The following is a 13,293-nucleotide window of genomic DNA, read 5'->3' on the forward strand; positions in this document are numbered from 1 at the left end:
AACTTACGGTGTCAAATACGAGCGTGCGGTCAAAAAGCTGACCAAGGATCGCAACGTGCTGCTGACATTCTACGACTTCCCTGCCGAGCACTGGAAGCACATCCGCACGACAAACCCCATCGAAAGCGTCTTCGCTACCGTGCGCAACCGAACCCGCAAGACCAAGGGCTGCCTAAGCCGCAAAACGGCCCTGTCCATGGTCTTCAAGCTAATGATGTCAGCCAAGAAAAAATGGCGAAAGCTCAGCGGCACAAACCGACTGCCCGAAGTCATTCAGGGGGTTGAGTTCAAAGACGGGATCAAGCAACTTCAAAACGCCGCCTGATGACAGCCGTCACCAACTTTTGGGCATAACTCCATTAACTTAGATGATGCACAGGCTATAAAGTCATGGAAGGTCTTTTATAACTGGTGTCTCAGGAATGAACTGACAGATCGAAACCCGTTCCTCCATGTCCCTGTAGTGTATGGCCAACGCAGCCGTGTGCTTGCAAATGATGAGATAAAAGCTGTCTGGGCATATGACTTCCCACCGTACAGCAACTATTTAAAGCTGCAGATGCTCACCGGCCAGCGCATAGGGCAGTGGAAGGACTACACAGTCATCGACCATACTGTTGTGTTCCCAGCTTCGGGAATGAAGGGCAAGATAGAACATGTCATACCTCTGACTGACACGGTTGCTAATCTGTTGCCAGTGGCACCCTTTAATGGTTGGTCTAAAGGGAAGGCGAGGCTCGATAAGCATGTTCCACTTGAGCATTGGACTGTACACGACCTGAGGCGCACGTTCTCCACTATCTGCGCTTCCTTGGACATTCCCTTGCACGTTACCGAGCGCATACTTGCACACACCAGTGGCTCGATCTCTGGCGTCAGTGCAATCTATAACAAATACAACTACCTCAAAGAAATGCGCCAAGCACTTGAGATTTACGAGCAACACATCCATTCTCTTATCGCTGGGACTAGCTAACCTGGTGTTTCGCGCGAAGCTCCTAATCATGGAGTGTAGCGATGGAACGGTTACTATCTAAGAAGCAAGTCAAAGAAATTGTTGGTTTTTCACTGGCTCACATAGATCGAATGGAGCATGATCCTGAATACTCGCATCTAGGTTTTCCTAAGCGGATCAAGATCGGGTTTCGTGTGTTCTGGGTGGAAAGTGAGATCTACGATTGGGTTGCTGAACGTATAGCCACACGCTAGCCCCTTGTGAAAGGGGAGTAGGGGGCATTCTTCGGGATGCCCCCTGCACAAATACAAGTGAGCACCAACTTTCACTTGCACGACCTACATCGCCAAACTACTACCGCCGTACAAATTCCATTAGGCACAGGTAGTACACATGCAAGTATCGGACATTGACAAACAGATCGCAGAGCTACAAGCGCAGAAGCGCACTATTATTGAAGAAGAAAAAAAGACCGCCAAGAAGAAGGTTGAGCAAGCGTTGCAGGAGCTTAACGCCCTGGGTTTTAACTACAAGCTGGTAGAAGAAGGCACTACGCCTAAACGCACGCGCCGCACAGGAGTGCGGGATGATGTACTCAAGACCATCAAGAATGGTGACGGTATGAAGCCCGCCGAGATTGCAGTTGCAATGGGGATGGATGATGCCAAGGGCAAACAGTCGATCTCAAATGCTCTCACAGCCCTCAAGAAGTCTGGTATATTGGTTGCTACTGACGGGGCATACACCGCCAAGTAGTGGGTAAAACGATGGGTATTTATGTATTGTCTATCTCTGAAATTACAAAGGGGTAGCATAGCCCCTCATACTTACTCATTCCGCAAGAACTGTTGTCAGGCTCACGCCATGACCTATTACCTTTTTAGGTATATATACCCACAGTCCTGCCGGATAAAAAAGTAATAGGTCATAGCGCTATACGGGGTCTAAACAACACCCTAGCTCTGACAACAGTTCTTGCGGACAGTACTACCCTACAATTTTACGGTACAATTACACCGGACTATGTTCTTTAACGGTAGCTTGCTCTGCGGCCCTCGACTGTCACCAACACGGGGTGGGGGACTGGTAAGCTACCGTTATGGCACATCGCTACATTATCGGGCAGTCAGGATCAGGCAAGTCTTCACTGCTAATGGAACAGATGGCCACCAGCGTCTCTCAGGGACACGGTGTTTGTTTTATTGATCCTCACGGTACAGATACTGATGCATTGATACCGCACTTGGACGCTACCGACATAAAGTATCAACTCCTCGATCTAAGCACCTCGCGCTGGAACCCGCTGGCTGAACCCGTCCATTCCGCCCTATCGGCGAAAACATTTTCATCTGGTATAAAGGATGGATCAGGCTACTACGGCCAAAGCACTCCCGTGATGGACATGTATTTGTTCTTTGTCTCGTTGTCCTTGATATACAATTCACAGAACCTCACTGATACTGTTTCACTCCTACAAGATGAAACCTACCGTACTGGCCTAGAGTTCAGAGATAAGGTTCTTGAACAATTCTGGTGCGCCTACGAGGAGCTGAATACCAAGGATCGGCGCGCCGAATCCGCGAGTACGCTAAACAAATTATTTGGCCTTTTGGGTGATCCTCGTGTTTTCAAGTTTTTTAAGACAAACAAAAAGACGTTTTCGCTGGCCAAGGTGCTGGACGACACCGTCCTGCTGGTACGTCTTCCGATCCACGAGTATGGCGAGGACACGGTTAAGATTGTTGGCTCGCTCATCATTTCCTATTTGAACCAACTGATATTGGCCCGTAACACGCAACAACCGTATGATCTGTACCTTGACGAGGGACACATGTTTGCCCCTGGGGCACTGCAAAGCATTCTCTCAGGGTCCAAGAAATTTGGTCTGTCTCTGACTTTTGTCCACCAGTACATTGACCAAGTAGAAAAATCCCTGTTCTCTGCTTTGATGGGAAACTGTCCAGAACGCTTTGTTTTTAGGGTGTCGCAGGAGGATGCGGAAGTGCTGAAATCATACATGCCACCAATGACGTCTAAACGTGGATTAGAGGAGCTACTGCCATACACCTATCGACGATTTCCTTTCTATGAAGGTGATCCTGATAAAATCACTACTCCACTGGAGAGTATTTGATGGGAGTTTATTACATTGCTGTATTTGTAAGAGACTTTCAGTTGTTTGCTTTTTTTGTTGGGATTGCCTTATTGTTAGCTAGCCTGTTGCTTACTCGGCTAGCTTTCAGAAGGGGTGAAGCATATTATCACGGATTCCCAATAAGTATCCATTACACTACACTCCAACTCACTTCAATATTTGGCATTTGCATAATACTTGCCACCATTTCTACACCAGAAAGCCAACTCTCTTTAATAGCCGTGTACATATCATCTGGAATTGTTCCTTGGGTGGTTTTCTGTCTAATATTCACACCGATTTTGACGGATACCTTTCTTAATGAGGTGCCAACTAGACAAGTTTTGTATAAACTACTCCTTGTCTTAATGATAGTTGGTTTTTCAGTCCTGGCCATTTTTAATATTACAGGTATAAAAGTATCAATAGATCACCCTTTAACACTTCCCCTTTTTGCTTTGGCAATTACAGGCATGTTCGCATGCCTTGCCCTTGATACTTTGAAGGACGGACTCAATCCAAATTTGGCAAAAGAGGAGGCCGAGGGTGTTCCTGCTGAAGAAGCACCTGAAAATGAGCTAAACGCTGCCCGGCTGGCGGTAGTAAACGCAATACCAGATGCCAACATCCCAGAGGGATTAAAGAAGGATGTTATCTTTGTTGCGGCAGCGTACGCACCACTAGAGCGCAAGACAAAAGATGTGATCGAAGCAATCGAGTTATGGGCTACGACATTGCCGCCCTATGACCTATGCGTTGCTGGCCCTGGCAGGGCGTGGGGCGAGTATATCAGCGATTTTGCAAAGACCTGCGAACATCCAGAGTATGCATATACTGATGCGTTTCTCCCCTTTGTAACCGCACAAAATATCCTAGGCGACATGATGCAATATCTAAATGGTATTCAGATAGCTGTCCGGTTAAAGCCTGAGTACAGGTATGAGCATACTCATATTATCGGTGGATCGGGCCACGGTAAAACCCAATTGTTACAAGACTTGATCTTGGATGATCTGGTAAATGAAGATATTAGCATTGTAATAATCGACAGTCAGGAGAACATGCTTGAAAAACTGTTGCATGTCGTCCCACCAGAGCGGCTTGTCTATCTTGACCCAACGCATCCTGAGTTTTCGCTTGCCCTTGATACATTTCGTGGCGGTAGTTCTGAGGATGAAGTTACTACTTCTGTTGACCTATATGAATTTATGTTCGCCTCACTAGAGAACGAGCTGACGGCCAAGCAGCAGACCGTATATCGGTATGTATCAAGGCTTCTTTTCGAGGTGCCAAATGCCAATCTGCTGACTATGCTAGACGTACTAGAACACGGAACTGCCAACTATCGAAAGTATATGTTGAACTTAAACCCAGTTGTCATCAATTTTTTTGACAACCAGTTTGATGTAAAACGTGGACAGTATGGCGAGACAAGAAACCAAATCGCTCAACGATTGTACCGCCTTTTAGAAAACCCAACCCTGCAAAGAATGTTTACTGCCCCGGTCGGGAAGATCGATCTTGGGAAAGAGCTACAAAAACCAAGTGTCATCTTGATTAACACTGCATCGGGGAGCATTTCAATAGAAGGGGCGAGGTTGCTTGGCCGCTATATGATTGCTCAAATTGCCAGCTTTTCTCTTTCAGGCAACAAGACTGTGCCGACCATGTTGTACATAGATGAAGCACAGGAATACCTATCTGCTGCCCCGATAGTCGTGCGGATGTTCCAGCAAGGGCGCAAGCGCCGTCTGGGTATTACCGCAGCGCACCAAGACCTCGGTGCGTTTGCAGACCCTGCCTTGCGCTCCACCCTGTCAGCTAACACAACAATTAAACTTGCTGGCGGTGTATCAGGTGAGGATGTAGCGGCGATGGCCAGAGACATGCGTGTCACTAAAGCTGAAATAGATGCCATGCCAAAGAACTCGTTTCTTTGCAGCGTCCGGGGCGTTGGCACCATCGTACGCAAGACAGACTTCCTACGACTGGAGAATAGCCCACAGAAATCGCCCCAGCAGATCACAGCGATCAAGCAGCACATGGCGCAGACATATGGCTATAAAGCCGCCACAAACGCTTCTGCGTCGTCGCAGCGCCCACTGAATGACCCTGATGGCCCTCAAGAGCTAGATTAGTTTGATATACTCATCCTAACTACCTGTTATCAGGCGTAATCACAGCAACCATGCCAACCTTTGACAGCACTGACAAAGTCGCTGAACAAGAGACTATGCGAAAGTCTCGGTATACCCGTTCAAAAGAGCCAAGTGTCTTGGTAATGACCACTGGCCGTACCCGTATTCTGGAAGCGCTCAACCGTTACCAGTTCCTTCGCACGTCCCACATCCACGGTCTGATTGAGAACACATGCTTTAACCGGACACAGCGCCAGCTGCGCGCCCTCTGGGATGCAAAGTTGATCGACCGACCCAAAGAACAGCTCTGGGCATACAACGGGCTTTTCAACGAGGAAATCTATACGCTCGACAAGCGCGGCATCGAGTATCTGCAAGAGCAAGACAAGAATTCAGAGACAGCCACCAACTTGTATCGGGGTAAGGGCACGACCTATCGCAAGTATTTCTCCCATTCCATGATGATTTGCGACACCCTGGCGTCCATCGAAATGGGATCACTCGGAACCGATGTCCGCTACATTCCTATGTCTGAGATACTGGCCGGGACAGACGACCCGAAGCCTTTGCAGCTCACCTGTACTGTCACGCACGATTTTGGTGGCCGGGTAGAAACGAGTAAATCCAAGCACCTAGTGCCAGACGGGATATTTGGACTAGAGTATTCAAATGGTAAAAAAGCCTACTTTGTACTGGAGGCAGAAAACACAAGTACTATTCACCCCAGCACACTCAAGCGATCATCATCCTTTTTGAAGAAGCTAATTGGCTACCGGGATATTGTTAAAACACAAGTTTACAAGGAAAAGCTGGGTGTGGGTAACATGCGTGTGATAGTGGTTGCACCCACTGATACTCGATCTAACAACCAAAGAAAATTGGTAGAGGATCTGGTAGGCAAAAGCCACTTGTTTCTTTTTGCCTCTGTACCGACACATAGTGTTAATGCTAAGGGGATGTTACGTTCACCGAAACCTTGCCCAGAACTATTCACTGCTGAATGGCATCGGGCAGGACTGCCAACGGAGCGAATAGATGGATCAACTCTTAAAGATCGTACAGACCACAAAGCTTCCTAAGTTAACTTGCACACACAAGTACACGGTATTCTCTGCTGACTACCATTTTGTTTGTGTGAATTGTTGCGCCAAGTTTGAAACGCAAAAGTAGTGTATAATTAGTCACAGACTGTCCTTCAACAAAAGGAGTACTCTGTGATGGCTACCCAGCTTTTAGACTTTGAACAGATCAAGCAAGATCACCCTATCGAACAGGTGGCCGAACGGCTTGGTTTAACCCTCAAAAAATCAGGTGCACAGCTACGCGGCCGGTGTCCTTCCGGCGAGGAAGGGGATCGCAAGTTTGTTATCACGCCAGCAAAAGGCGTCTGGTATAGCTTTGCACTCGGTAAAGGCGGCGATGTGCTGGCACTTGTCCAACTCGTGAATGATTGCTCCGTGAAAGAGGCTGCACAGTTTCTTGTCGGAGACACCGCTCCACTGGAGAAGCCGAAAGGCCAATCCAAAAAGAGCGCGGAGGCCCGTGGTGGCTTCCGTGCTTTGGATTATCTCGAGCCAGATCACCCAGCGGTGGAGACACTTGGCTTTGATCCTGAGACTGCCGAAGCTCTTGGGGTTGGGTTTGCCCCACGCGGCATCCTCAAAGGAAAGGTTGCGATCCCGATCCGTACAAAAACCGGCCAATTGGCTGGCTATGTAGGGGCTGAGGAACTGCAATTGCCGCCAAAATGGTCACTTTGACAGGCTTGGTGTGGGAAGGAGTTACAGTCAATATCGTCTACTCGAAGGAGAAGTGGCACTCACCCTTTCACCATCTGGAAATCAAAGCCGCTGCGCCATTGCCGATCACTGAGACAGGCTATCGTTCACACTTTGTTGCTCCAGAGGAAATCGAGGTGTTTGGCAGTCCTAAAGCGTTTGTCGAAGAATGGATTGCACACGCAGCCAAAGATCCCAAGTGGGTACGACAAGCAGAGGCCGCCAGACAAGGCGAACTCTTTTAAAAAGCCCCCAATTTATGGGGGCTTATTTTATTGCTCAGCTATCCAATTTTCTGCCTTTGTCAGCAAACGAGCTGCGTTCATCAGGTCGGGATGGTTGAGCTGGTTGGTGTTTTTGAACTCAGTACCGTCTTTGTACGTCCGGCTCAGATCAACAGTATAAAACGCGCGATCTGTTCCGTTGTTTTTCCATATAGTCGCTGTGATGAAACCAATTCTAAACTTCTTTGCTGGTTTGTCAGACATTTTAATTCTCCTCTTTGTCTGTCTGAATACTACCATGAAACAAATAGTGTTCTGTCCTCACTGCCCCTAGTAGTATCCATACTACTCACTGTTACTCATGCCGCCCGTTGTAGTTGTGAAAATGAAGGTCAAACTTAAGGCATCTAACTGGGAGAGTAAGATGCTTAATACAATCAATGTACCGCTCAATGAAACTTTGAACTCTGTTATCGAGCTGATGGCAGATCAGATCGACTACGAGATTTCAGATGAAGGTCTAGGAACCTATCGTGAGCTGGTAGATCATATGGACGCTGGTAAGAAGTTGCTAGTTTACTCCGGTGGATCAGACTGTACGATCTTTGCTGAGCCCGCTGTAAACTATGCGTTTCGCGCCTGGCATGACTATACCCACTACACCAGCGGTTATGACTTTAGCACTGTTGGTGAAATGTTTACATGTAACCAACAAATCACTGACATCATAAACGTGTTTGGCACCGAGGTCGCGCAGGAATGTATTCCGCACTTGGTCGCTGAGATCATAGGTCAAAGACTCTACTACAAGAAGTATAGGGAGTATATAAGTGATCAACGTGCCTTTGCTTTAGCGTATATGCAATCGCCCCATAAGGCACTAAAATTCAAATGGTGATATACTACTCTAAGTACGTTCTTTTCACATACTTGGAGAAATATCATGTTGATGCTACATGCTGGGGCAGAGGCTATAGAAGCTTCTGCCCTTCCTGACGTGCCTATGCCTGCGGCTACAAAAAGCCATCACCCTATCGCACACCACGACGTTGTGCAGATGGTGAAATTCAGTCTGGGCTTTCATGGCCACGAGATCACCGAAGAACACCACGGCATCATGCCAGATGGGTTGAGGTACTTTGGCCTACTGACACTAAAGTCTGCACATGGCGACTACACGCACACCGTTGGTTTGCGCAATAGCAACGATAAATCCTGGCCTATCGGCATTGCCTTTGGTTCCCGTGTCTTTGTCTGTGATAACACCGCCTTTACCGGCGAGAAGGTCATCAAGCGGCGGCACACAGCCAATGCCAAGCGTGATCTACCGGCACTGGTGGCAGAGGCAATTGAGCCGTTGCACGAAGCAAGGCTGGCCATGTCCCAACAGTACAACCGCTTCAAAGCGGCGGAGCTGGGCGACTACCAGGCAGATGCTGCGATCATGCAGATGTACCGTGACGGGGTCATAAACGTCCAGCGTATCGCTAATGTCGCTAATGCCTGGGACAATCCACCTCATGACTGGGGCGATAAGACCGCTTGGAGACTTTTTAACGCGGCTACCTACGCCATGATAGGCAGAGTGGCCGAAGATCCCCGATCCACACAAAAGCTGCACGAAGTAGTAGATGGCATATGTACTCGCTTGAACTGAACCACTCAATTGTTGTTCTATCAGCACTCTCTTCGGAGGGTGTTTTTTTGTGTGGTCGAGCGCTAGGGGTGGCCCCAACCCGCCACTGCAATGTCTGCTAAACAGGGAACACTGGTCAGAAAAAGATAAGATTAGTTGGTTGGGCTCCAAGAGCGGATTGCATTTGTTAGGCACCAAGTGTGAAAAGGTTGCTGACCAATCACTATGACGTGGACAATGATACTCAAGGCTCAGAATATACTTTAAGATCACTCGTGCCGCGCAAAAACGACATAAACAATCGCTGACCGAGATACACAATCATAGCGACTTAGAATGATAACTTTGATCTGGGTGGCCAAAACAAGAAATCGAGGGCCTAGTGGCAGTTAAGAAATCTGAAATATACAGCTCTCTCTGGGCAAGCTGCGACGCACTCCGGGGCGGCATGGATGCCTCGCAATACAAGGACTATGTCCTCGTTTTGCTATTCGTAAAATATGTTTCCGATAAATACGCAGGCGATCCTGATGGATTGATGGAAATTCCTGAGGGCGGCAGTTTTGCTGACATGGTCGCCTTGAAGGGTGACAAGGAGATTGGCGACAAGATCAATGTCATCATTTCCAGGCTGGCCGAAGCGAACGACCTCAAAGGCGTCATCGACGTTGCCGATTTCAACGAGGAAGAAAAGCTCGGCACCGGCAAGGAAATGGTCGATCGCCTGTCGAACCTGATCGCGATCTTCAACCGTCCCGAACTCGATTTTCGGAACAATCGCGCCGAGGGCGACGATATCCTAGGCGATGCCTACGAATACCTGATGCGTCACTTCGCGACAGAGTCAGGCAAGAGCAAAGGCCAGTTCTACACGCCGTCCGAGGTGTCGCGGATCATGGCCAAGGCGATTGGCATCAGCGCGTCCAATCGTCCCGACCAGACGATCTATGACCCAACCTGCGGTTCCGGCTCATTGCTGCTCAAGTCGCGGGATGAAGCGCCCGCTGGCATCACGATCTATGGTCAGGAAAAGGACGTGGCCACCCGCGCCCTCGCCAAGATGAACATGGTGCTGCACGATTGCCCGACGGCGGAAATCTGGCGCGACAACACCTTGGCCAGCCCGCATTTCAAGAACGACAACGGTGGGCTCAAGACCTTTGATTTCGTTGTCGCCAACCCGCCGTTTTCGGACAAGGCGTGGGGCACCGGGCTTGATCCGGTCAATGACCATTATGATCGCTTCGACTATGGCGTGCCGCCCGCCAAAAACGGTGACTACGCCTATTTGCTGCACATCATGGCATCGCTGAAGACCACCGGCAAAGGTGCCGTCATTCTGCCCCACGGGGTGCTGTTCCGTGGCAATGCCGAAAGCGACATCCGCGAAAAGATCATCCGCAAGGGCTATATCAAGGGCATCATCGGCCTGCCTGCCAACCTGTTTTATGGTACGGGCATTCCCGCCTGTATCATCGTGATCGACAAGGAACATGCGCAGGCGCGCACCGGCATTTTCATGGTCGACGCCTCCAAGGGCTTTGTGAAGGATGGCAACAAGAACCGCCTGCGCTCTCAGGACCTGCACAAGATCGTCGACGCCTTCACCAAGCAGATCGAGATCGACAAGTATTCGCGCATGGTGCCGCTGGCCGAGATTGAAAAGCACGGCTTCAACCTCAACATCCCGCGCTATATCGACAGCTCTGAACCCGAAGACCTGCAGGATATCGACGCCCACCTGCGCGGCGGCATTCCGGTGCGCGATGTCGATGGCCTCGGCGACTTCTGGCGGGTGCTGCCCGCTGTGCGTGACACCCTTTTCGCGCCGGGTGACCGGGCCGGGTATCTCGCCCCACTGGTCGATGCCACAGGCGTGAAATCCGCCATTCTGGACCATCCCGAATTTGTCACCTTTACCGACAGCGTGACGGCGGTGTTTGACGCATGGCGCGCCGCACATGAGGGCGGGCTTCGGGGTATCGCCATTGGTGACAAACCCAAAGACTTGATCGCCGCGATATCCGAGGATTTGCTCGACCGCTTCAAACCTGTCCCACTAATCGACGGCTATGATGTCTATCAGCACCTGATGACCTATTGGGCCGAGGTGATGCAGGACGATACCTATGTGCTGGTGCAGGATGGCTGGGCGGCGGGGCGGGTGATCCGCGAGTTGGTCAAGAACGCCGACGGTAAATTTACGGAAACCCCTGACATCATGCTGGGGCGGCGCAAGCTCAAGGCCGAACTGATCCCGCCCGCGCTGATCGTGGCGCGGTTCTTTGCCGCCGAACAGGCGGCGCTGGACGCGTTGCAGGCCAAAGCGGAAGAGGCCGCGCGGGTGATTGAGGAGTTGGACGAGGAGCACGGCGGCGAGGATGGGCTGCTGGCCGAGGCCAAGACCGACAAGGGCAAGCTGACCGCGAAATCGGTCAAGGACCGCGCGCGGGATATCCGCGCCGACAAGGACGCGGGCGACGAACGCGCGATGCTGAAAACCTGTGCGGCGGCAATTGATGCCGAGGCGGCAGCGGTTAGGGCGGTGAAAGAGGCGCAGGCGGCGCTGGATGCGATGGTCGTGGCGCAGTATGCCAAGCTGACCGAGGCAGAGGTCAAGGCGCTGCTGGTCGAGGATAAATGGCTGGCGCAGGTGCGCGGCGATGTGGCGGCAGAGGTGGACCGCGTGTCACAGGCGCTGGCGGGGCGGGTCAAGGTGCTGGCGGAACGCTATGCCACGCCCTTGCCGGAATTGACGCAGCAGCTTGAGGCGCTGGACGCCCGCGTCGCCGCCCATCTGGCGCAGATGGGGTTTGCGCTGTGAGCAATCAGGGGATCTGGCCGGGGTATAAGCAGACCGAGGTTGGGGTTATTCCGGAGGATTGGGAGGCGCGCCCACTTCCTGAAATGGCTTGGTTCCAAGAGGGTCCTGGCTTGCGAAACTGGCAATTCACCCGATCAGGAATGAAAGTGATCAACGTCACAAACTTGGAAAATGGTTTCCTTAACCTGGATCGCACTGAAAGACACATCAGTCTCGAAGAGTTTTCGAAAATGTATATGCACTTCGCTGTCGATGATACCGACATTGTCATGGCGAGCTCTGGCAACAGCTATGGGAAGTCTTCGATCGTTCGCGCCCGCGACTTGCCGCTAGTCATGAACACTAGTGTCATTAGATTTAAGCCACTTAAGTCATGCGACTACGCCTACCTATGGATTTTGCTTAACTCGGACCTTTTCAAAGAGCAGATAGATTTAATGATTACCGGTGGGGCCCAACCAAACTTTGGCCCATACCATTTGCGGCGCATTGAGGTTCCTGCTCCACCCCTCCCCGAACAACGTGCCATCGCGGGGGCGTTGTCGGATGCGGATGGGTTGATTGCGGCGTTGGAGGGGGTGATTGCCAAGAAGCGCGACCTCAAGCAGGCCGCCATGCAGCAACTCCTCACCGGCAAAACCCGCCTGCCGGGCTTCTCGGGGGATTGGGAGGTGAAGCGGTTGGGGGAACTCTGTTCGATGAAAAGTGGCGAAGGCATCACCGCGAAAGGCATTGATGATCACTCGCCATTTCCTTGTTACGGGGGCAATGGCTTGCGCGGTTATGTCGGCCGCTACACTCACGAAGGGACCTACTGTTTGATCGGACGCGTCGGTGCATTGTGCGGAAATCTTTTGGAAGTCACCGGACGCTTTTTTGCATCTGAACACGCCATCGTTGTCGAAGCGTTTGACTCCACGGATGTCAGTTGGTTGACGCGTGCAATGGGCACTTTGTCACTTAACCGCCGTGCAGAGTCTTCTGCGCAGCCAGTCCTTACAGTTTCAAAGCTGTTACTTTTGGAAATACCTGCGCCTCCTTCGAAGGCCGAACAAGCCGCCATCGCCGAGGTCCTCTCGGACATGGATGCCGATCTTGCGGCGCTGGAGGCGCGGGCGGCCAAGGCGCGGGCCGTCAAGCAGGGGATGATGCAGCAACTTCTGACAGGAAAGGTGCGGTTGGTATGAGTTTTGGTTGGGTTCTGGATGGACTGGTCGTTTTTGGAGGGTTGTCCGGTTGGGCAGGGGCCTTCATTTCTTACCGTGAATGGCAGAAGACCAAGCGAAAGATAGCCATGCTTACGGATGCCAGTCAGGCGGCCGAGGTACTGCCAGCATGGTACACGTCCAGAATGATGAACGATCATTGGACCTTTGGCCTGCTGACGGAAACGGGCCAGATGGTGGTGATCAACAGGATCACGGCTTTGTCTGACGACGCCCGATGGATCGATGTCGAACTGGCTGAAAGTGACGTGCTGAATTGGCTGCCAAAAGACTACCCGGCAAAGTTTATCTTTGCAGTTGGTCCGGAAAGAACTTCGGCATCACTGCAGATTTCCAAGATCGTTGCTGCAGTCGATTTGATGAACTCGTGAGGTCGGT

The 13,293-nt window shown here is 51.0% G+C and carries 15 protein-coding genes; 14 read left to right on the forward strand and 1 reads right to left on the reverse strand.

Annotated elements, in window-relative coordinates:
- The 9 genes from BMX04_RS16125 to BMX04_RS16165 form a co-directional block, all read left to right on the forward strand.
- Positions 1–325, forward strand: a 325-nt coding sequence (locus BMX04_RS16125; protein WP_175477394.1) for a transposase, incomplete at its 5' end; no start/stop codon positions are given.
- 138 nt (positions 326–463) lie between these two features.
- Complete coding sequence (locus BMX04_RS16130; protein ID WP_139194587.1) at positions 464–976, forward strand: site-specific integrase; 513 nt, start codon at positions 464–466, stop codon at positions 974–976.
- 41 nt (positions 977–1,017) lie between these two features.
- Positions 1,018–1,209, forward strand: a complete 192-nt coding sequence (locus BMX04_RS16135) for a helix-turn-helix transcriptional regulator (protein ID WP_074787921.1) — start codon at positions 1,018–1,020, stop codon at positions 1,207–1,209.
- Between the two features lie 139 nt (positions 1,210–1,348).
- Positions 1,349–1,711: a MarR family transcriptional regulator gene (locus tag BMX04_RS16140; RefSeq protein WP_074787922.1), complete on the forward strand. Its 363-nt coding sequence runs from the start codon at positions 1,349–1,351 to the stop codon at positions 1,709–1,711.
- A gap of 406 nt (positions 1,712–2,117) precedes the next feature.
- Positions 2,118–3,089, forward strand: coding sequence for a type IV secretory system conjugative DNA transfer family protein (locus BMX04_RS16145; RefSeq protein WP_244888572.1), 972 nt, complete (start codon positions 2,118–2,120; stop codon positions 3,087–3,089).
- The gene (locus BMX04_RS16150; RefSeq protein ID WP_139194588.1) at positions 3,089–5,227 is read left to right on the forward strand and encodes a type IV secretory system conjugative DNA transfer family protein; all 2,139 of its coding nucleotides are present in this window, start codon (positions 3,089–3,091) and stop codon (positions 5,225–5,227) included. Before BMX04_RS16145 ends, BMX04_RS16150 begins: the two co-directional genes overlap by 1 nt.
- A gap of 143 nt (positions 5,228–5,370) precedes the next feature.
- Positions 5,371–6,306: a replication-relaxation family protein gene (locus BMX04_RS16155; RefSeq protein WP_074787925.1), complete on the forward strand. Its 936-nt coding sequence runs from the start codon at positions 5,371–5,373 to the stop codon at positions 6,304–6,306.
- A gap of 138 nt (positions 6,307–6,444) precedes the next feature.
- Entirely contained in the window at positions 6,445–6,987 is a 543-nt protein-coding gene (locus tag BMX04_RS16160; RefSeq protein WP_074787926.1) for a CHC2 zinc finger domain-containing protein, read from the forward strand.
- Positions 6,975–7,250 carry a hypothetical protein gene (locus tag BMX04_RS16165; protein ID WP_074787927.1) on the forward strand — a complete coding sequence of 92 codons (276 nt, stop codon included), beginning with the start codon at positions 6,975–6,977 and terminating at the stop codon, positions 7,248–7,250. The genes BMX04_RS16160 and BMX04_RS16165 overlap by 13 nt, the downstream gene beginning before the upstream one ends.
- Before the next feature lie 27 nt (positions 7,251–7,277).
- Here the strand turns inward: BMX04_RS16165 and BMX04_RS16170 are convergent, their stop codons facing one another.
- Positions 7,278–7,493 carry a hypothetical protein gene (locus tag BMX04_RS16170; RefSeq protein ID WP_074787928.1) on the reverse strand — a complete coding sequence of 72 codons (216 nt, stop codon included), beginning with the start codon at positions 7,491–7,493 and terminating at the stop codon, positions 7,278–7,280.
- 115 nt (positions 7,494–7,608) lie between these two features.
- Between BMX04_RS16170 and BMX04_RS16175 the strand changes: the two genes are divergently transcribed.
- From BMX04_RS16175 to BMX04_RS16195, 5 genes are all read left to right on the forward strand, one after another.
- Entirely contained in the window at positions 7,609–8,127 is a 519-nt protein-coding gene (locus BMX04_RS16175; protein ID WP_217644504.1) for a hypothetical protein, read from the forward strand.
- 45 nt (positions 8,128–8,172) lie between these two features.
- Positions 8,173–8,886 (forward strand): DUF932 domain-containing protein, encoded by a 714-nt coding sequence (locus BMX04_RS16180; RefSeq protein WP_083398217.1) that lies wholly within the window; start codon positions 8,173–8,175, stop codon positions 8,884–8,886.
- A gap of 361 nt (positions 8,887–9,247) precedes the next feature.
- Positions 9,248–11,689, forward strand: a complete 2,442-nt coding sequence (locus BMX04_RS16185) for a type I restriction-modification system subunit M (RefSeq protein ID WP_074787931.1) — start codon at positions 9,248–9,250, stop codon at positions 11,687–11,689.
- The gene (locus tag BMX04_RS16190; RefSeq protein WP_074787932.1) at positions 11,686–12,876 is read left to right on the forward strand and encodes a restriction endonuclease subunit S; all 1,191 of its coding nucleotides are present in this window, start codon (positions 11,686–11,688) and stop codon (positions 12,874–12,876) included. The genes BMX04_RS16185 and BMX04_RS16190 overlap by 4 nt, the downstream gene beginning before the upstream one ends.
- Positions 12,873–13,286: a hypothetical protein gene (locus BMX04_RS16195; protein WP_074787933.1), complete on the forward strand. Its 414-nt coding sequence runs from the start codon at positions 12,873–12,875 to the stop codon at positions 13,284–13,286. Before BMX04_RS16190 ends, BMX04_RS16195 begins: the two co-directional genes overlap by 4 nt.
- Positions 13,287–13,293: the final 7 nt, after the last annotated feature.

Origin of the sequence: Roseovarius tolerans, from assembly GCF_900109855.1 — a bacterium.
GTDB classification, from domain to species: domain Bacteria; phylum Pseudomonadota; class Alphaproteobacteria; order Rhodobacterales; family Rhodobacteraceae; genus Roseovarius; species Roseovarius tolerans.

Coding starts and splice junctions, on each gene's coding strand:
- BMX04_RS16195 (WP_074787933.1), top strand. CDS start 12,873: ATGAGTTTTGGTTGGGTTCTGGATGGACTGGTCGTTTTTGGAGGGTTG.
- BMX04_RS16135 (WP_074787921.1), top strand. CDS start 1,018: ATGGAACGGTTACTATCTAAGAAGCAAGTCAAAGAAATTGTTGGTTTT.
- BMX04_RS16145 (WP_244888572.1), top strand. CDS start 2,118: ATGGCCACCAGCGTCTCTCAGGGACACGGTGTTTGTTTTATTGATCCT.
- BMX04_RS16140 (WP_074787922.1), top strand. CDS start 1,349: ATGCAAGTATCGGACATTGACAAACAGATCGCAGAGCTACAAGCGCAG.
- BMX04_RS16150 (WP_139194588.1), top strand. CDS start 3,089: ATGGGAGTTTATTACATTGCTGTATTTGTAAGAGACTTTCAGTTGTTT.
- BMX04_RS16155 (WP_074787925.1), top strand. CDS start 5,371: ATGACCACTGGCCGTACCCGTATTCTGGAAGCGCTCAACCGTTACCAG.
- BMX04_RS16165 (WP_074787927.1), top strand. CDS start 6,975: ATGGTCACTTTGACAGGCTTGGTGTGGGAAGGAGTTACAGTCAATATC.
- BMX04_RS16160 (WP_074787926.1), top strand. CDS start 6,445: ATGGCTACCCAGCTTTTAGACTTTGAACAGATCAAGCAAGATCACCCT.
- BMX04_RS16170 (WP_074787928.1), bottom strand. CDS start 7,493: ATGTCTGACAAACCAGCAAAGAAGTTTAGAATTGGTTTCATCACAGCG.
- BMX04_RS16180 (WP_083398217.1), top strand. CDS start 8,173: ATGTTGATGCTACATGCTGGGGCAGAGGCTATAGAAGCTTCTGCCCTT.